This is a genomic window from Bacillus luti (assembly GCF_001884105.1).
GTDB lineage: Bacteria > Bacillota > Bacilli > Bacillales > Bacillaceae_G > Bacillus_A > Bacillus_A luti.
On sequence record NZ_MACI01000047.1, the window covers coordinates 26,555 to 45,815 of the forward strand.

Below are 19,261 nucleotides of genomic sequence, written 5' to 3' on the forward strand. Positions count from 1 at the left end.
AACGATGGAAAAAAAGATTATTTTTGTTCAACAGATGCCCATTTGTAAGTTAATTTACCACCATAGTTGATTGGGATAATATCTTTTACAGCACCTTTTACTACATACGCTGAACCTTTTTGGAAGATCGGAGCGATAACCGCATCCTCTTTAATTAGCATTTTCTCTACTTCTAAAAGGTTGTTCCAGCGAGCTTGTAAATCTTTTGTATCTGTTTTAGCTTTCAGAATTAACTCATCATATTTCGGATTAGCATATCCTGTTTTATTTTGAGAACCATTCGTAACAAACATATCTAAATATGAGATTGGATCTGGGAAATCTGGTCCCCAAATACCAAACGCAATATCATATTGCTGAGAATCTTCTAATTTATTTTTTTGTGCGAATGGCTGCTGTTTCATTTTAATCGTTAAACCAGGTAAGTTCTTTTCCATCTCACCTTTTAAGAATTCACCAACTTTTTTAGCATCTTCATTATCAAAGTTTAAGAATTCTAGTTCAATTTTATCAGTGCCAAGCTCTTTCTTCGCTGTTTCCCAAAGCTTCTTCGCTTCTTTTGGATTTGTTTCAACTAACTTTCCATTTTCAGCTCGGAAATCTTTTTTATTCGGGCCTTCAGCGAAATCTTTTCCAACAAATCCGTAAGCTCCAATTGCACCGTTATTTAAAATAACTTTTGCAATGTTATCACGGTCAAATGACATTGAAATTGCTTTTCTTAAGTTTTTATTACTTAAGTACTGATTACTTTGATTAAATCTTAAGTAAGCAACCCCTGCTTCTTTTCTTGTTTGGAACTCTGGACTCTGTCTAAATTTATCAACAAATTCCGACGTTAAAGCCGCACGATCAATCGCGTTTGTCTCATATAAATTTACATCAGTTGCTGTATTTTTTACAATATTAAAATTGATCTCTTCGATTTTAACCGTTTTATTATCCCAATACGAAGGGTTCTTCTTGAATTGGAAACTTTGTTCATGTTTCCAATCACTCATTACGAATGGCCCGTTATATAGTGTTGTATTTGCCTCTAAACCGAACTTATCACCTTGTGCTTTTACAAAGTTTTCATTTAGTGGGTAAAACACTGGATAAACTGTTAAATCAATAAAGTAAGGAACAGGGTTGTCTAATTCCACTTCTAATGTATAATCATCAATCGCTTTTACACCTAATTGGTCAGCAGGTAATTCTTTTTTATGAATCTTCTCTGCATTTTTAATATCAAACATAATGTACGAATACGTCGCTTTTGTCTCTGGATTTACTGCTCTTTTCCATGAATACACAAAGTCTTTAGCTGTTACAGGTTCCCCATTCGACCATTTCGCATCTTTTCTTAACTTAAATATGTATTTCTTCCCATCATCTAGCTTTTCAACATCTTCAGCAACTCCAGGCATTCTCTTTTGATCTTTGCCCGTACGATACAAACCTTCCATCGTATTATTTAAAGCTGTAGAAGATGAAGAATCAGATGCTAATGATGCATCCATTGACGGAATTTCAGATAACTCTGTTAAATTAAGAATCTGTTTTCCGTTACTACTACTAGTAGCGTTCTCTTTCCCTTTTGCTTTTGCGTCATCTTTTTGGTAGCTACACGCGCCAAGCAACATACTTGCAGTTAAAGTTGATGCAAGTAATAACGGTATCTTTTTCTTCATGTTGTGTTGCCTCCCCTAATTGCACTTCCTGTACCCTCACTTGTTAAAAAGTAGAATTGAAAGAATAATCTCCAAGTTTCTACAATTTTCATTATACATATAATACGACGATTGTGAATATAGTTTTTTGTTTTTTTGTTAAAATTTTTAATAAAATGTTTATATTTTTATTTTTCTGTAAAGGTATACGTTAACATTGCTACCATCATCTTGAAATCAGACCTTTAATTGCGTATAATTTTCAAAAAATTAATTCTAGTACTTATTATAGCTTTTATAGTATAATAATTCTAGTAATATTTTGACGGAGGGGAATATTTTGAATAAAGTTTTTTTTCATACTTGTATACTAATTTTTATAGCGATAATTGCTTCTAGTATTGGCGCATTCCTCATTTCATCTCAATTTTTGTTGAACTTTGTCAATATCTCGTTTTATATCGCACTATTTTTTATTCTGGTTGGTGGTTTTTTATACATATTTCAAAATGGATTTTTTAATGTAACTCTTTACGCCTTCCAAAAAGTATTTGGTACGAACAAAAAAATAGACTCTTTAATTGAGGAAGCAGAGGAACCTGTTAATAAGAAAGAACGTATTTATAAAACATATTCATTCAAATGGACGTATCCTATATGTATCACAGGTATCGTACTTGGGGTGTTCTCGACTCTCATTAGCTTTACTATTTTGATGTAGTTTGCAAACACTATCCCATATGATATAATTATCAGCAAAACATTTTGTTATAAAACTTTAGTTCTTTCATATTAAAAGAGCTCAAGTAACAATAAATAAATTTATATGTATGCGATGATAAAGAAGAGTACATATTGAGGCAATTTCAGAGAGCTTGTGGTTGGTGTGAACAAGTAATTGTACAATGTGGAATGGGCTTTTGAGCACCAAACCGAACCGAAAGTAGTAGGCTTTGGCGTTATATCCAAACGTTATTATGGATTAAAGAGATTTCACAGTAGTGAAATAATTAGGGTGGTACCGCGGTCCATTCGTCCCTATCATTTTTGGGATGAATGGGCTTTTTTGTTTGCCTTCTCTTCCCAATCACGCATTCAATTTTAGGAGGAATTACTTATGTCAGTTATCTTTTCTGGTATTCAACCGAGTGGAACGATTACACTTGGAAACTATTTAGGAGCAATGAAGCAATTTACAGAGCTTCAAAACGAACACGACTGTTATTTCTGTATTGTAAACCAACATGCTATTACAGTACCTCAAGATCCCGTACAACTTCGTAAAAACATCCGCAGTCTTGCTGCACTTTATGTAGCATGCGGCATCGATCCTGAAAAAGCTACTTTATTTGTACAGTCAGAAGTACCAGCACACGCTCAGCTAGGCTGGATCATGCAATCTGTTGCTTACGTTGGAGAATTAGAGCGTATGACGCAATATAAAGATAAAGCATCAGGTAGAGATTCAGTTCCAGCTGGATTACTTACGTATCCACCATTAATGGCTGCTGATATTTTACTTTATAACACAGAAATCGTACCAGTTGGTGACGACCAAAAGCAACATATTGAATTAACACGCGACTTAGCAGAGCGTTTCAACAAACGTTACCGTGAAATCTTCACAATGCCTGAAATTCGCATTCCAAAAGTAGGAGCTCGCGTTATGTCATTAACAGAGCCAACGAAAAAAATGAGTAAATCTGATCCAAATCCAAAATCAATGATTAGCATGCTTGATGAGCCAAAAACAATCGAAAAGAAAATTAAAAGTGCTGTAACTGATTCTGAAGGTATCGTGAAATTTGATAAAGAAAACAAACCTGGTATCTCTAACTTATTAACAATTTACTCTTCATTCTCTGGAAAAACAGTTGAAGAAATTGAAACAATGTATGAAGGAAAAGGATACGGTGATTTCAAAGGCGACTTAGCTCAAGTAGTCGTAGAAGCAATTCGCCCAATCCAAGACAAATATAACGAACTAATCAACTCACCAGAACTAGACGAAATTCTAGACAAAGGTGCCGAAAAAGCAAACCGCGTCGCATTCAAACAACTACGCAAAGTAGAAAACGCAATGGGATTAAGTAGAAAACGTAGGTAACATATAAAGCGGAAGCGGCTCGCTTAGAATGTGCGGGGGATGGAGCTCCTGACGTAGAGGCGTTTTTTGCCTCGCAGGAAGGCGCGAAGCCACCGAACATTCTTGCCGCTGGAGCTAGATTTTATATAAAGCGGAAGCGACTGTTTAGCCCTGACGACTAAGGTTCTTTCGCATAGAAGACGCTTTTTGTCTTCTTATGCGGAAGGTTCTTAGACACGAAGAGCTTGCTGCCGGAGCTAGATTTCTACAAATTAAAAAAACCGCCAATTGGCGGTTTTTTTAATTTACCTTCTGCTCATTTTCCATTTCCCATAACTTTTCAAAAAATGGCTGTCCTTTTACAAGGCGCTCGCATAATTGTTCATGCTTCTCAGACCAGCCTGATTTCGCTTCATCATATAATCTAGCCCAAATATCTTCAAATTCCATATGTTGAACTGTTCCATATTCTGATGGATCCCACTCTGTGTACCAATAGCGAATTTCAGCTGTATTTTTCGTTGTATGTAATTGATCTAACGCCATAAATAATAATTGTTTTAACTGTCTTTCTTTACGAGTCAAACCATTCATAATAAAAGGAGATGGCGATAAAATATGATGCTCTTTTTCTGTTTCTTCTACTTGGAACTCATACTTTTCTGCTTGTACGTTTTCTACCATCTCATATACCATCTGCTCTTGGCGAGGTATAAGTCTGCTTTTTCGAATTGGCACATTGTAGCCAATTGAATCAATCGCAATAATTCCTTTTCCATCTGTAACTACAAAACAATATTCCTGTTGCAAACGTTCGTGATTTTTACGAATATAAGCCTTATGATGTACGTCTTCCAATAACTTTTGTGGAAGCTCTAACAATTCGTTCTCGATGTAATGATATAATGTGGAATCTACTTTTAATAATGGCACTTGATCTAATAGTTCAATCGTATCATCTTTCCGCCATTCGTAAAAATGACAAACGTTATACCCATTTTCTTCACCTTCAAACCAATTTACCCATACATCATGTAGATATAACATTCTCTACCCCTCACTTCACTACTGTTTGTACCAATCATTATGTTCATTTTTGCTTAACTTTATTCCACTTAAGGAAATATATTCTAGTTATTATTTTTTCTTCTATAATATTAAAAAAAAACAGGAGATATAGCCCCTGTTTTTTATGGAACATGAAACGTATTTGCTTTACCCAATATTTCTTTCGCATCTATAGATAATAAAGATAGTGTATCTTCTTCCAATGCTACACAATCTTTTACAATATGAAAGCCAAGCGCATAACCAAGCATTTTCGGATAAGAATGAAGACCATTTAATAAGATATCATGCTCCCTTGTTCCTCGTTTTATCGTTATTCTTTCGTGTACAACGTTCCTCCAATAATAAAGTGCTTCTTCTTTTGAAAGGTACGTCGTCCACGGTGCATTATTTTTTTCTGTATACCTTTCCGTTACTGCCTGCTCAGCTAACCCTTCCATAATCATCGTATCAAGTAATGTATACTCTGTTTCTTTCTTTTCAATTTGATGTAACCTGCATATATGGTGATATTCATGTGCCAATAACGCTTTTAACTCTTCTAAAGAATTCCGCCCACATACGAACAAGAAAATAACGTGGCGCATAGAAAGCCCCGCTTTCCCGTTATATTCTTCTTGTACAGTTCGGTTATAGGAATCTGATAATAAAATAAAGATAGGGATATCTGGACCGTTTAACCATTTTTTTAATTTATCATACTCCATACTTAACTCTTTCCAGATTTCCTTTTTCTCTAACTCTTTAATTTCTCGTTCTCCTCGCATGACCGGGCGATACATACCTTTGGAAATTAAAAAGCGATACAATCTTTCTTTCGGTAACGGGATATACTTCGTAAATTTTTCACATAGTTTTTCTGGTCGTCCGTAATATAGATGTAGCCACTCAGCTGTTTCAACAACCCCCATCTTTATCCCTCCTTTTTCTTATGTATATGCAAAAAGGGAAAAAGACGTAAAAATAAATAAGGTGTTTTTTCGTAGTTTGTTACGAAAAAACACCTTATTTCATCTATTATTTATACGATTTAAATACTAATACTGCATTATGACCGCCGAATCCTAATGAGTTACTTAATACTGCGTTTACTTCTTGATGTCTCGCATTATTCGGTACGTAATCTAAGTCACATTCTGGATCTGGTGTTTCATAGTTAATCGTTGGAGGAATTACTCCGTCTGTAATTGATTTAATAGAGAAGATCGCTTCAACAGCACCAGCTGCTCCTAATAAGTGACCTGTCATTGATTTCGTTGAGCTGATTGCTACTTTATACGCGTGCTCACCGAACGTTTCTTTAATTGCCATCGTTTCATACTTTTCATTCGCATCTGTACTTGTACCGTGCGCATTAATGTAGTCAATATCTTCTGGCTGTAGACCTGCATCTGCCAAAGCTTGACGCATCGCACGTACTCCGCCTTCACCGCCAGGGGCAGGCATTGTAATATGGAATGCATCACCAGTTGCACCGTAGCCAGCGATTTCCGCGTAAATGCGAGCGCCTCGAGCTAATGCGTGCTCTAATTCTTCAAGAATTAAAATACCTGAACCTTCACCCATTACGAAACCACTACGGTTTTTATCGAATGGACGGCAAGCTGTTGCTGGATCTTCATTAAATGTTAAAGCTTTCGCTGAACTGAATCCTGCGAATGCCATACTTGTTAACGGCGCCTCTGCTCCGCCTGTAATCATTGCGTCAGCATCACCGCGCTGAATCGCTTTAAATGCATCACCAATTGAGTTTGCGCCAGATGCACAAGCTGTTACAGAACAAGTATTGATTCCCTTCGCCCCTGTTGCGATCGATACTTGACCTGCTGCCATATCTGGAATCATCATCGGTACGAAGAATGGGCTCACGCGGCGCGGGCCTTTCTCAGTAAAAATCTTAAATTGTTCTTCGTATGTTTCCATACCGCCAATACCAGAACCAATCCATACACCAATTCGAGGTCCGTTTTCTTCTGTAATCTCAAGCTTTGCATCTGCAACTGCCATTTTCGCTGCTGCTACTGCATATTGTGTAAAGCGATCCATACGGCGCGCTTCTTTTTTATCAATATATTTCTCGACTTCAAAGTCGTTAATTTCTGCTGCTACTTTTGCTGGAAATAGTTCCGGATCAATTCTTGTAAGTCGTCCGATTCCAGATACACCCTTTTTAATGTTTTCCCATGCTGTTTCAACATCTGTACCGACCGGTGTAACAGCTCCTAGTCCTGTAATTACGACCCTCTTTTTTTCCATACAAAATACACTCCTTTTTTTCTCTCAGTCCTTATTTACCCCAACGAAGAGCGACTGCTCCCCATGTTAATCCGCCGCCAAAACCAACAAGTATAATTAAATCACCGTCTTGAATACGTCCGTTTTGCAATTCCTCTACCATTGCAATCGGAATTGAAGAAGCTGATGTATTACCGAACTTCTCAATTGTCATACTCATTTTTTCTTGTGGTAAATTTAATCTCTCTCTTGCAGATTCCATAATACGAATGTTCGCTTGATGCGGTACTAAGAAATCCACATCTTCTTTCGTAAGACCAGCTTTATCTAAAACGCGAAGACAAGAATCACCAAGTTGACGAACGGCAAATTTAAAGACTTCTCTGCCATTCATCATAACATACTCATCTTGATAAAGATGCTTACCGCCACTTCCGTCTGCTCCTAATTCGAAAGATAGAACGCCTCTTCCTTCTGAAACAGCTCCCATTACGATAGCACCGGCTCCATCTCCAAATAGTACTGCTGTATTTCGATCATTCCAGTCTACAATTTTAGATAGCTTATCACTACCAACTACTAATACATTTTTATAAGTTCCCGTTTGAATAAATTGCTGCGCTGTAATCATTCCGTACATAAAACCAGCACATGCTGCACTTAAATCCATTGCAGCTGCATGTTTTGCTCCAATTGCTTCTTGAATCACACAAGCCACTGCTGGAAAAGCACGATCTGGCGTTACTGTCGCTACTAAAATAAGATCGATATCCTCTCCACTAACCCCAGCGTCTTCAAGTGCTTTCTTAGAAGCCTCTACCGCCATATATGAAGTATCTATTGTATCATCGGCAATGCGTCTTTCTGCAATTCCCGTTCTCGTACGAATCCATTCATCGGATGTTTCCATTATTTTCTCTAAATCGTGATTTGTGACTACTTTTTCTGGCACATATCTTCCGATCCCTAAAATGCCCACGTTCACATCGCAGCCCTCCGTTTTATATCAATTATTATGACTTGGTACTAATTTTAAAACATAAATGTATTTTTGTCTAGAATATATTTCAGCCAAAACATAAAGGTAGCGTATTATTCTCTTTATTCTTCAGTAAAAGAAACAGAAACATACCTCTCCCTATTTCGCTTAAAATATAAAAAACCCGAACCGCTTCTACTCACGGTCCGAGCCTCTCTCCCATCCAAAAGAAGGATTTTATTCTTTATTCTTTATCCGCTTTTCCAAGCTCATATGCTTCGTTCATTACTTTCATCAATAACTCTAACACTGGTTGTGCTTTCTCCATATCAAGCGCAATTCCATTAGAATCTAAAATTGCCTTTGCTTCTGGTAAATGCTTCATTGCGATTTGTAAAAATTGCATGCTTTTTTCGTTCATATTCTATTCTTCCTCTCCAATAAAACTTTCACATACAATAGTGTAACATGCGCGCTACCCTTCGTATAACTCTTTATATTTTTTCATGTGGGCCAATTGCTTATTTAAACCGTATTCTAACGGGGTATTTCTTTTAATTGAAATATCCTCGGCCGCTTCATCTCTTTCTCCCTTACTATTTTTATTCACTTTATCATCTGCACGTAAAAGGCTCATACCTTTTTCCCATAACGACTTTTTTCCACTAAGTAAATTGTATATACCAACATGCTCCCCGTTTGCTCCATTTTCCCATAAGTATTCACATACATCTTCAACGTAAAGTAGATCGCTCCCTTTTTCCTCACTCGTACAATGGCACTCTTTCTCATCCAGCTCCGATAAAATGAGCTGATGATACATCATAAAAGATGGTTGCCACGGTCCATATAATGTAGGAACTCGAAATACACTATATTGTAAATTTCCTTTTTTCAATCCTTCTTCCACTTTCGAAAATAGACGTTTATTTTCGGATTCCTCTTGGCTTCCTACTTCAATAGAAGAAATTAAATTTAACTTTACTTTCTGCTCATCACACATTTTTATAATTCGCTTTAAATATTGTAATATGACCCTTTCATTCCGAAATCCGCTTTGCTGATTCGGTTCGTACAAGCAAAAGTATACGGTGTCGAAATTCTCTCCCTCTACTGATCTCCATCCATCCTCATCTCTTATGGAATAGTACGTCAATAACGCATTTCGCCCAATTAACAATAACTTCTCTTCATTAATTTTTGTCATACTATCGAATTCATCAAAATCAAGACCATACACTTCTACTTCTTCTGCGATCATTTTATTCACAAGGTGATAACCTACAAACGTAAGTGCACCTACAATAAGCACGCGTTCCATACCACCAACCCTTTCCCCTTGAAACAAATAGCTCCTCATTTATGTATATGGGAGCTTCACAGTTCTTCTTCATATTTTTTAAAGAAATCAGTTGTTTGCCTAACCATTTTATATTTCACATCTTGCAGATGGAATAAGACAGAAGTATCGCATTGATTAAATTGTCTCATTTTCTCATATTTACGTAACAATTGTTTTCTTCCTCTCTTCTCTTGTGTTGATACGAAAATTTTAACAGGTACACAAGACGGAAGAAGCGTAAATGATTTCTTATTTATTTTTGATTCTAATTCTTCTTCTTTGGAATCATACGCCAAACTTAATTCTTTCACTAATCTTTTGTAAAAAAACTTATGCTCTTTCTCAAACCCCACATATTCTGGTAAATCTAGACACGGATTTAACATAACGACAGAGCGTATACACTCAGGATATTTATTCATCATCTCAAGGGCTACAAGCGCACCCATCCCATCGGCCATAATATGCATTTTCGCATTCAATGTCTCTTTTCTCAACACAACATCATACAAGCGTTTTGCGAGACGAACAGATTGATCGTTTCCCCAATGCCTTCCATATAAATTAGAGGAAAATACCGTGTAGCCTTCTTCAATAAGACCATGTAAAAAGTAAGATCTTCCCGCATGCTGTGTCCATAAACTTGTACCATTCTCAATAAAGTAGTTGTAATCACCAAGAAGCATAACAGAAAATCCATTTGGCTTCTCCGGCAAATAAATGACACATGGTTCTTTTTCTAAGTAAAAAAAACGTTCCGTAATACTCATTTTTCCCCCGCCTTATTTTCTAAACGTATAAAACCACTCTTTTATACTGTATGAACAGAATGCAAATTTGCGTTGAAAAATCTACAAATATTTTTCTATATTCTTTTTTCAATTGTGTTACAATAAGGACAGATTGAACGAATAGAGGTGTAAAATATGCGTTTCATTTGGGCATTAATTTGGTCGTTCTTGCTTGTACATATGATGAGCTATGTAATCGGCTCTATGACTGGCGGTACATACGATTTTAACCAAGCGTCTATTTTCTCAGTTGTTCTTGCGGTATTAGTACTAGCGATTTCAGCTGCAATTCCAAACGAGCCAGTAGAACAACACTAAAAAAGAGTCCGGATTTTATCCGAACTCTTTTTTATTTTTATTTCACATGAACGACTAACTCGTTATTTTCAACATCAACAACTACGTGACTATTGTCAGTAATCGTTCCTGCAATTAATTCTCGTGCTAGTTTCGTTTCCACTTGACGTTGTACATATCGTTTTAATGGACGAGCTCCGTACATCGGATCAAATCCAGCTTCTACAACGAATTCTTTCGCGGAATCTGTTAATTCTACTGTAATGTGACGGTCGGCTAAACGACCTTGTAATTCTTTTACAATTTTATCAACAATACCTTTAATTTCATTCGCTGTAAGAGGTTTGAATAAAATAATTTCATCGACACGGTTTAAAAATTCTGGTCGGAAATGTCCTCTTAATTGTCCCATTACAAGCTCTCTTGATTCTTCTTTAATCGAACCATCTTCTTCTAAACCTTCTAATAAGTGAGCAGATCCAATATTTGAAGTCATAATAATAACTGTGTTTTTAAAGTCTACTGTACGGCCCTGTGAATCTGTAATGCGGCCATCGTCTAACATTTGTAATAAAATGTTGAATACTTCTGGATGTGCTTTTTCAATTTCATCTAACAAAATAACGGAATATGGTTTACGTCTTACTGCTTCTGTTAATTGACCACCTTCTTCATATCCTACATATCCAGGAGGTGCACCAATTAAGCGGGACACGGCATGTTTCTCCATGTACTCGGACATATCGATACGAATCATTTGCTCTTCACTATCAAATAAAGACTGCGCTAACGTTTTCGCAAGCTCTGTTTTACCAACACCTGTTGGTCCTAAGAAGATGAAAGAACCAATCGGACGGTTCGGATCTTTAATACCAGCGCGAGCACGAAGAACTGCGTCTGATACTAGGCTTACCGCTTCTTCTTGTCCGATGACACGCTCTGATAAAATTTGCTCTAGGCGTAATAATTTCTCACGTTCACCTTCAACAAGTTTTGCGACAGGAATACCCGTCCAGCGTGAAACAATATCTGCAATCTCTTCTTCACTTACTTCCTCACGTAATAAACGATTTTCTTGTTTATTATGTGCGCCCATTTCTTCTGCTTCTTTCAACTCTTTTTCAATCGCAGGAATTTTCCCGTGACGAAGTTCAGCTGCTTTATTTAAATCGTAATTCCCTTCTGCTTCTTCTAACTCTCGGCGCAGGCGCTCTAAATGTTCGCGTAAGTCACGAACTTTGTGAATATCTTCTTTTTCTTTCTCCCATTTCGCTCTCATGCCACTTGCAACTTCTTTTAAATCCGATAATTCACGTTGCAACGTTTTTAGACGTTCTTGGCTACCACGGTCTGTTTCTTTTCCAAGAGCTGCTTCCTCAATTTCTAACTGCATAATGCGGCGCGTTACTTCATCTAATTCTGTTGGCATAGAATCAATTTCCGTACGAATTGTTGCGCACGCTTCATCAACAAGGTCAATCGCTTTATCTGGTAAGAATCGATCTGAAATATATCGATCTGATAAAACGGATGCTGCTACAATCGCGCGGTCATGAATATTTACACCGTGATAAATTTCAAAACGCTCTTTTAATCCACGTAAAATTGAAATGGTATCTTCAACAGTTGGTTCTTCTGCTAATACTTGTTGGAAACGTCTTTCTAGGGCTGGATCTTTCTCAATATATTTACGATATTCATCGAGCGTCGTTGCCCCGATACAATGCAGTTCACCACGCGCAAGCATCGGTTTTAACATATTCCCTGCATCCATCGCTCCTTCTGTTTTACCAGCGCCAACGATTGTATGAAGTTCATCGATGAATAGTAAAATGCGCCCTTCACTCTTTTTAATTTCATTCAATACAGCTTGCAGACGCTCTTCAAACTCACCACGGAATTTCGCACCAGCTACGAGCGCGCTCATATCTAATGCAAAAATCGTTCTATCTTTTAATCCTTCTGGTACATCCTTTTTCACAATACGCTGCGCTAACCCTTCAACGATTGCTGTTTTACCAACACCTGGTTCACCAATTAAAACAGGATTGTTTTTCGTTTTACGTGAAAGAATGCGGATAACACGGCGAATTTCACTATCCCGGCCGATTACAGGATCAATTTTCCCCGCTCTTACTTCTGCCACTAAATCACGGCCATATTTTTCTAACGCTTCATAAGTTGCCTCTGGATTTTGACTAGTCACTCTTTGATTCCCCCGAACTGTCATTAAAGACTGTAATAAATTATCTTTCGTAATATGAAATCTTGTAAATAATTGATTGATATCGCCTTTTTCTTCAGCAAAAGCAAGCAATACATGTTCGACTGAAATGTAATCATCTTGCAGTTTTTCTGCTTCCTTCTCCGCTCTTACAAGCAGTTGTTGCAGAGTGCTTGTTATATACAATTTCCCAGCTTCTGCTCCGCTTCCCGTTACAGAAGGTTTCTTTTTAATTAAGCTTTCTATTCCTTGCTTTAATGCTTCTATATCAACATTCATTTTTTGAAATATACGTACTGCTAATCCATCTTGCTCCTCTAATAATGCAAGTAATAGATGAACAGTATCCACCTCTTGGTGATGATGAGATACCGCTAAAGATTGGGCACTCATAATCGCCTCTTGTGTTTTTGTTGTCATTTGATTTAAGTCCATCTTTACAGCCCTCCAAAAGTTTGACTTTCTTTGACCTTTGATTTGATTATACGCCAACTGACTTTTTTATACAATAAATTTGCTTATGTATTTTCAAACTTATTATCTGAAAAAGAAAACAGGAACATTCATTATATTGTTCAAAATGGTTCGGTAAATGAAATTATAATGTGTAACGAAAAAAAGCCGCAATAATGATTGCGGCTTCTGTTACGGTTTTCTTTTATATGTCCACTGACGGTTATGATTCGTGTTATCTGGGAATTTTTCACCGGCAGTTAGTTTCACCATTTGCGGATCTTTCACCATACTTCCTGTTTCACCAATTTCTACGTAAATGCCATCATTTGGCGCTTTTTGTCCAGAACGAAACCTACGATTTTGTCCCATTTTCATTCTCCTTCCATGACGTCTTTGCCTCATTAGTATATCCATTTTAAAAGAAAGCTTTTCTGTCATGTTTAGGAAACAAGTACTACATCTCATTCTTGTACATATATATGAATGACACAAATGGAAGCAGGGATTTCTTTCCTACTTTGTAGAAAAAAAAAAGAAACCAACCTACTCTAGGCTAGTTTCAAAGGAGAGTCAAACATATACGAGAAGATTACATGTTCATTATAAGCTTCATCATACGAGTAATGTAACCCTTTTCACAATTTGTCCATAATGAAAGAAACATTGTTTGAACTTTCCAAAAAGATGTTGACTTTTCTTAATTTCCAACGATAAATAGTAGACACCACAGCACCTTGAGACGTAAGATGGATATATAGTGAAATTTCCATCTATGGTGGTCTCACCCAGTCTAACCTCTTATTTCTGCATATTAAAAACGGAAATACAGATAAAAACAAAAAAATTATTATAAGAGGTGAAATTATGAACAAACAACATTTAATCGCTTTAGACTTAGACGGTACTTTATTAACAGACAACAAAATAATTTCGACTCGAACGAAACATACAATTGCAAAAGCAAAGGAACAAGGACATATCGTTGTTATTTCAACAGGGCGTCCATTCCGCGCTAGTTATGATTACTATAAAGAACTTGGCCTGAACACACCTATCGTAAACTTTAACGGCGCTTACGTACACCATCCCCTTGATGCAAACTGGGGAACACATCACTCTCCTCTTGAATTAGCAACGGCGCAAGAAATTGTCCGAGCTTGCTTTGATTTTGGCGTGAAAAATATATACGCTGAAGTAATGGATGATGTGTATGTTCGTGAAATTGATGAAGATAAAAAACATATTTTCGAATTCGGTTCTCCAAAGATTTTCACAGGAGACTTATTAAATACTTTAAATGATCATCCAACTTGCTTGTTAATTGACGCACATGACGAGCATTCCACTGCAATTCGTCAACATTTAACTGATATGCATGCTGAAGTAATCGACCATAGAAAATGGGGCGCACCTTGGCCAATTATTGAGATTGTGAAAAGCGGATTAAATAAGGCGGTCGGATTACAAAAGATTTCCACTCATTACAACATCCCAAAAGAGCGAATTATCGCTTTCGGTGACGAAGATAACGACTTTGAAATGATTGAATTTGCTGGTCACGGCATTGCAATGGGAAATGCCATCCCTGAATTAAAAACACTCGCTAATCATACGACGTTAACGAACGAAGAAGATGGGATTGCGCTATATTTAGAAGAGGTTCTTGGGCTGTAATCTAAAAATTCCCTGCTTATAGTTTCTCGCCAAATGTTCATACTATTATTAGACGCACAAATCAGCGCGTCGATTGTTTTCAGCTAAATAAAGGGGGTTTTTCGAATGGGTAAAAAGAACAAATCAAAACGTTTTATCCAACAAGGAGCCGATTCTATTATGAAGCACGATGCCAGATTCCCGTACAGAGGTACATTAGCTGAGGCAGAAAAAGCGAGAAGCAACTCTTCTTTTGGAGGGGTTTAAATGGGTAACTTACTATTCCAACAAGCTAGAGACGCTGTTGTAAGCGCCGTTTCTTGTTCAAGCGGCACTGAACAACAAGATCTCGTATATAGAGCAAAAAACGCTTTGCAATCCGCTTATGCAAACTCTTCCACTGCTGAAAAGGCTCAGCTACGCGAAATGCAAGAGCAATTGCAAAACATTACGAACTTGCACTAAAAAAGAGGACCAGCTTTGGTCCTCTTTAATCTTTTCGAAACAATCCAAACACCCCGACCGTTTGCAGTACATTTGTAAATGCACCTGGGTCCACTTGTTTAATAACTCTCTCTAATTCATATAACTCATAACGAGTAATAACAATCATTAACATTTCTTTATTTTCATTTGTATAAGCGCCTGTTGCAGGTATCGTTGTAATCCCTCTCACCAAGCGTGAATGAATCGCCTTTCGTACATCTGCACCATTCTTCGTAACAATTAACGCTGTAATTTTCACATGACGCGTATGAATCCCATCAATAATTCTCGTTGACACATACAAAGTCAACAAAGTATATAACGCTTTTTCCCATCCATACACATAGCCAGCAGCGATAATGATAATTGCATTAAAAAAGAAAAAATATGTGCCAACAGGTTTATCTTTTATTTTTGATAAAATCATGGCGATAATATCTAAACCACCTGTAGAAGCACCCCACTTTAAAGCAATCCCTACCCCAATCGCTGAAATAATCCCGCCAAAAATCGCATTCAAGATGATATCATTTGAGACCGCTCGAACTGGGATAATTTCTAGAAATAATGTCATAAATATTACGCAAAGAAAACTAAAAAACGTAAAAGCCTTCCCAACCTTTTTCCACGCTAAAATAACGACAGGAATATTAAATAAACTAAACAACACGCCTGTAGATATATGAATAGATAAAAAGTCACCTAATATTTGCGATAATAATTGAGACAATCCAGCAAAGCCACTCGCGTACACTTTCGCTGGTGTTAAAAATAAATTCATCCCAATTGCATTTAATAAACCTGCGACGATTACAACGATTAACTTCTTTATAAGTTCGGTATAATTTAACTTCAAATCCATTTCCAATCCACCTTTATTATTCATGAATGCACCGCTATACATAGTCTTTACGAAAAAGGAAATGATAAACGTACAACGTTTAGAAATGGAGTTGATACATATGCCACATACGAGTGATAACGACAAAAAAGCACGCGATAATAATGCAAAGCGCGCACAAAAAAATGAACAAGAACAAAAAAATATTCAGCAAGGTAAGCGTACTTATTCTAAAAAGACCGATCACCTTTGATCCCATTGTACATCAACATAATTGTTGATGTACTTTTTTACATTTTACAGGGGAAAAACATTAAAAATTCACTTCATGTTCACTTCTATATTCTACAATAGCGATAACATATTCGGATGAGGTGTTAGCATGAGAGGGAAACATATTTTCATTATTACTGCACTAATAAGTATATTAATGCTATCTGCTTGTGGACAAAAAAATGGCTCGGCTACAGTCGCTTCAGCAACAGACTCAACCATCACGAAGAGCGACTTCGAAAAGCAATTAAAAGATCGTTATGGAAAAGACATGCTATATGAAATGATGGCACAAGACGTTATCACCAAAAAATATAAAGTATCTGACGATGATGTAGATAAAGAAGTAAACAAAGTGAAAAATCAATATGGAGATCAGTTCAAAACAGTACTAGAAAACAACCGTTTAAAAGATGAAGCTGATTTCAAAAATCAAATTAAGTTCAAACTTGCTATGAATGAAGCGGTTAAGAAAAGCGTCACAGAAAAAGATGTGAAAGACCACTATAAGCCAGATATTAAAGCGAGTCACATTTTAGTAAGTGACGAAAATGAAGCGAAAGAAATAAAGAAAAAACTAGACGCTGGTGCTTCATTTGAAGAATTAGCAAAACAAGAATCACAAGATCTACTATCAAAAGAGAAAGGCGGAGACCTCGGATACTTCGCATCAGGCACAATGACACCTGAATTCGAAACAGCTGCCTACAAACTAAAGGTCGGACAAATTAGCAATCCAGTTAAATCTTCGAACGGTTATCACATTATAAAATTAACTGATAAAAAAGATTTAAAGCCTTACAATGAAGTAAAAGACTCTATTCGCAAAAACTTAGAAGAAGAGCGCATTGCTGACCCTACATTCAGTCAAAAATTGTTACAAGATGAATTGAAAAAGGCAAATATTAAAATAAATGATAGCGACTTAAAAGATACATTTACACTTGTATCAGAGCCAGAGAACTAAAAAAGCACCGCCTTATTTTTACAAAAAGTAAGGCGGTGCTTTTTATTCAATTTACTTCTTGAAGTATGTCCAGCCTTCTTCTTGGTAAACCTTTTCTTCTTTCATCAACTTACCAAGCGCACGCTTAAATGCAGCTTTACTCATATTGAAACGTTCTTTAATGTCTTCTGGGTAACTCTTATCCCAAAACGGCATTGCTCCGCCTCGTTCTTCCATATATTCATAAATTACTGCTGCATCATCTTCCATTCCTTCTTCTTTACGAGGAAGAAGTGAAATATTAATTGTACCGTCATCTTTCACGTCAATAATACGGCCCGTTACACGCTCACCGATACGGACTTGTTCTTTTCTTTCAGTATGGTGTAAGAAAGCACGGAAATGCTCATCAGTTAGTATGAATGAACCAACTTGAAGTGAACGATAAACACGTCCATTTACGTTTTTATTACGCATAGATGGCGTCGCATCTACGATAATTTCTTGCATATCGCTGTCTCTTGCCGGAAGAGCGATAAGACGATCACGATTCGTTAATTTTAACGTACAATATAATTCGTCTCCTACTTCTGGCCATACTGGCATATAAATCGGAAACTCATCAGCTGGAATTAGTATATCTTTTGATACACCAATATCAACAAACACACCTAAACTAGGAATAACTTCTACAACCTTTACCCAGTTCCAATCATACGTTGTAATGATTGGCTCCTTCATTGTCGCTGAAATACGATTTTGATGATCCAGATATAAGAATACATCAATCGTATCGCCTTCTTCAATTTCTCCAGCTAATTCGTTTTTATGTAGGAAGATTTCTTCTTCTTCATTCCCAACCATATATCCGATTTCCGTTTCGCGTAAAACAGTTACCTGTTCAATCGATCCTAATTGTAAATACATATTTTTTTAATTCCCTTCTCTATATATAAAATTAACTTTTAACTTTTTATCTTTTTATCATTCCAAACAAAAGTTAATTATAACACGATTTTTCCTTTATTTGTCCAACTGCCCAAAATTCACTATAATAAAATGAGGTTACATAAATATAAGTATGAAAACACTTAAGTCTAGGCTCGTTTTCAGCTATACTTTAGTATGTACAGTACATAAAAAGATTAGAAATTTATTTGGAGGTGCTAACTATGGCAAAAGATAGTTCTTTTGACATCGTTTCGAAAGTAGAATTACCTGAAGTAACAAACGCAATTAACATCGCATTAAAGGAAATCCAAAATCGCTATGACTTTAAAGGAAGTAAAAGTGATATTAAATTAGAAAAAGAAGTACTCGTTTTAACTTCTGACGACGAGTTCAAATTAGACCAAGTAAAAGACGTTCTAATTTCTAAACTTGTAAAACGTAACGTTCCAATTAAGAACTTAGATTACGGAAAAGTTGAAGCTGCGACTGGTAACACTGTTCGTCAACGCGCAACACTTCAACAAGGTATCGATAAAGATAACGCGAAAAAAATTAACAACATCATTAAAGAAATGAAATTAAAAGTAAAAACACAAGTACAAGATGATCAAGTACGTGTAACAGCGAAAAGCCGTGATGACTTACAAGCAGTAATCGCAGCTGTTCGTAGTGCTGATTTACCAATCGACGTACAGTTCATTAACTACCGATAAAAAGAAAACTCCTCTTAATTAGAGGAGTTTTCTTTTTATGAGCAGCAATATATTGCTTTATCAAATGATTTTTCCGGAATATACACTTTATCGTTTTCGATTTTGTATTGAATATTATTTCTCTTAAGGACTGCCGTATCAACAGAATGAACACTATCACCCCATCGAACAAATTCCCCTTCGCCGCCGTTGTCCCACAAATACAAACTTACGAATGCGATAAGAAGACAAAACCATAGAGCGAACCACTTCTTTTTCTGCAAATATC

General features: G+C 36.5%; 22 protein-coding genes and 1 other annotated feature. Of the genes, 9 read left to right on the forward strand and 13 right to left on the reverse strand.

All coding sequences use genetic code 11. The features are described 5' to 3' along the window. Nucleotides 1-17: 17 nt before the first annotated feature. A complete protein-coding gene (locus BAQ48_RS10800; RefSeq protein ID WP_071711076.1) occupies nucleotides 18-1,673 on the reverse strand; it encodes a peptide ABC transporter substrate-binding protein in 1,656 nt (551 codons plus the stop codon). 319 nt (nucleotides 1,674-1,992) lie between these two features. Here BAQ48_RS10800 and BAQ48_RS10810 point away from each other — a divergent pair, with 319 nt between their 5' ends. Further along, on the forward strand, nucleotides 1,993-2,373 hold the full coding sequence (locus BAQ48_RS10810; protein ID WP_001044986.1) for a DUF3899 domain-containing protein: 381 nt from the start codon (nucleotides 1,993-1,995) through the stop codon (nucleotides 2,371-2,373). 105 nt (nucleotides 2,374-2,478) lie between these two features. Beyond that, nucleotides 2,479-2,695: a binding site (T-box leader), on the forward strand. Nucleotides 2,696-2,769: 74 nt separating this feature from the next. Next, nucleotides 2,770-3,759, forward strand: a complete 990-nt coding sequence (gene trpS / locus BAQ48_RS10815; RefSeq protein WP_029442135.1) for a tryptophan--tRNA ligase — start codon at nucleotides 2,770-2,772, stop codon at nucleotides 3,757-3,759. A 279-nt stretch (nucleotides 3,760-4,038) separates the two neighbouring features. Here trpS and BAQ48_RS10820 read toward each other — a convergent pair whose 3' ends face one another. The 7 genes from BAQ48_RS10820 to BAQ48_RS10850 form a co-directional block, all read right to left on the reverse strand. Next, the gene (locus BAQ48_RS10820; RefSeq protein ID WP_000966131.1) at nucleotides 4,039-4,785 is read right to left on the reverse strand and encodes a YjbA family protein; all 747 of its coding nucleotides are present in this window, start codon (nucleotides 4,783-4,785) and stop codon (nucleotides 4,039-4,041) included. Nucleotides 4,786-4,928: 143 nt separating this feature from the next. Next, complete coding sequence (locus tag BAQ48_RS10825; protein ID WP_071711077.1) at nucleotides 4,929-5,717, reverse strand: DUF2268 domain-containing putative Zn-dependent protease; 789 nt, start codon at nucleotides 5,715-5,717, stop codon at nucleotides 4,929-4,931. A gap of 106 nt (nucleotides 5,718-5,823) precedes the next feature. Next, nucleotides 5,824-7,062 (reverse strand): beta-ketoacyl-ACP synthase II, encoded by a 1,239-nt coding sequence (fabF, locus tag BAQ48_RS10830; RefSeq protein ID WP_000412657.1) that lies wholly within the window; start codon nucleotides 7,060-7,062, stop codon nucleotides 5,824-5,826. 31 nt (nucleotides 7,063-7,093) lie between these two features. Continuing rightward, nucleotides 7,094-8,026 (reverse strand): beta-ketoacyl-ACP synthase III, encoded by a 933-nt coding sequence (fabH, locus tag BAQ48_RS10835; protein ID WP_071711078.1) that lies wholly within the window; start codon nucleotides 8,024-8,026, stop codon nucleotides 7,094-7,096. Between the two features lie 238 nt (nucleotides 8,027-8,264). Continuing rightward, a complete protein-coding gene (locus BAQ48_RS10840; protein WP_001003337.1) occupies nucleotides 8,265-8,441 on the reverse strand; it encodes a ComZ family protein in 177 nt (58 codons plus the stop codon). Nucleotides 8,442-8,495: 54 nt separating this feature from the next. Continuing rightward, entirely contained in the window at nucleotides 8,496-9,368 is an 873-nt protein-coding gene (locus tag BAQ48_RS10845) for an NAD-dependent epimerase/dehydratase family protein (protein ID WP_071711079.1), read from the reverse strand. A gap of 29 nt (nucleotides 9,369-9,397) precedes the next feature. After that, complete coding sequence (locus BAQ48_RS10850; protein ID WP_071711080.1) at nucleotides 9,398-10,132, reverse strand: lipase family protein; 735 nt, start codon at nucleotides 10,130-10,132, stop codon at nucleotides 9,398-9,400. 156 nt (nucleotides 10,133-10,288) lie between these two features. Here BAQ48_RS10850 and BAQ48_RS10855 point away from each other — a divergent pair, with 156 nt between their 5' ends. Then, complete coding sequence (locus BAQ48_RS10855) at nucleotides 10,289-10,471, forward strand: YjzD family protein (RefSeq protein WP_001211116.1); 183 nt, start codon at nucleotides 10,289-10,291, stop codon at nucleotides 10,469-10,471. 37 nt (nucleotides 10,472-10,508) lie between these two features. On the opposite strand, the gene clpB is transcribed toward BAQ48_RS10855, so the two are convergent. Then, complete coding sequence (gene clpB, locus BAQ48_RS10860; protein WP_071711081.1) at nucleotides 10,509-13,109, reverse strand: ATP-dependent chaperone ClpB; 2,601 nt, start codon at nucleotides 13,107-13,109, stop codon at nucleotides 10,509-10,511. A gap of 210 nt (nucleotides 13,110-13,319) precedes the next feature. Further along, a complete protein-coding gene (locus BAQ48_RS10865; RefSeq protein WP_000531421.1) occupies nucleotides 13,320-13,499 on the reverse strand; it encodes a YjzC family protein in 180 nt (59 codons plus the stop codon). A gap of 495 nt (nucleotides 13,500-13,994) precedes the next feature. On the opposite strand from BAQ48_RS10865, the gene BAQ48_RS10870 reads away from it, so the two are divergent. From BAQ48_RS10870 to BAQ48_RS10880, 3 genes are all read left to right on the forward strand, one after another. Beyond that, nucleotides 13,995-14,804: a Cof-type HAD-IIB family hydrolase gene (locus BAQ48_RS10870; RefSeq protein ID WP_001041234.1), complete on the forward strand. Its 810-nt coding sequence runs from the start codon at nucleotides 13,995-13,997 to the stop codon at nucleotides 14,802-14,804. Nucleotides 14,805-14,909: 105 nt separating this feature from the next. After that, nucleotides 14,910-15,050, forward strand: a complete 141-nt coding sequence (locus tag BAQ48_RS10875) for a hypothetical protein (RefSeq protein ID WP_000516818.1) — start codon at nucleotides 14,910-14,912, stop codon at nucleotides 15,048-15,050. Further along, entirely contained in the window at nucleotides 15,051-15,248 is a 198-nt protein-coding gene (locus BAQ48_RS10880) for a DUF3813 domain-containing protein (RefSeq protein WP_071711082.1), read from the forward strand. Between the two features lie 25 nt (nucleotides 15,249-15,273). On the opposite strand, the gene BAQ48_RS10885 is transcribed toward BAQ48_RS10880, so the two are convergent. Then, entirely contained in the window at nucleotides 15,274-16,131 is an 858-nt protein-coding gene (locus BAQ48_RS10885; RefSeq protein WP_071711083.1) for a YitT family protein, read from the reverse strand. A 100-nt stretch (nucleotides 16,132-16,231) separates the two neighbouring features. Here BAQ48_RS10885 and BAQ48_RS10890 point away from each other — a divergent pair, with 100 nt between their 5' ends. After that, nucleotides 16,232-16,363 (forward strand): DUF3941 domain-containing protein, encoded by a 132-nt coding sequence (locus tag BAQ48_RS10890; RefSeq protein WP_001120848.1) that lies wholly within the window; start codon nucleotides 16,232-16,234, stop codon nucleotides 16,361-16,363. 129 nt (nucleotides 16,364-16,492) lie between these two features. Continuing rightward, the gene (gene prsA, locus BAQ48_RS10895) at nucleotides 16,493-17,350 is read left to right on the forward strand and encodes a peptidylprolyl isomerase PrsA (protein WP_071711084.1); all 858 of its coding nucleotides are present in this window, start codon (nucleotides 16,493-16,495) and stop codon (nucleotides 17,348-17,350) included. A gap of 51 nt (nucleotides 17,351-17,401) precedes the next feature. On the opposite strand, the gene BAQ48_RS10900 is transcribed toward prsA, so the two are convergent. Then, the gene (locus BAQ48_RS10900) at nucleotides 17,402-18,256 is read right to left on the reverse strand and encodes a CvfB family protein (RefSeq protein WP_071711085.1); all 855 of its coding nucleotides are present in this window, start codon (nucleotides 18,254-18,256) and stop codon (nucleotides 17,402-17,404) included. 245 nt (nucleotides 18,257-18,501) lie between these two features. On the opposite strand from BAQ48_RS10900, the gene BAQ48_RS10905 reads away from it, so the two are divergent. Continuing rightward, a complete protein-coding gene (locus BAQ48_RS10905) occupies nucleotides 18,502-18,993 on the forward strand; it encodes a YajQ family cyclic di-GMP-binding protein (protein WP_001040146.1) in 492 nt (163 codons plus the stop codon). 35 nt (nucleotides 18,994-19,028) lie between these two features. Here BAQ48_RS10905 and BAQ48_RS10910 read toward each other — a convergent pair whose 3' ends face one another. Beyond that, nucleotides 19,029-19,256 (reverse strand): hypothetical protein, encoded by a 228-nt coding sequence (locus BAQ48_RS10910; protein ID WP_001170025.1) that lies wholly within the window; start codon nucleotides 19,254-19,256, stop codon nucleotides 19,029-19,031. Nucleotides 19,257-19,261 lie beyond the last annotated feature (5 nt).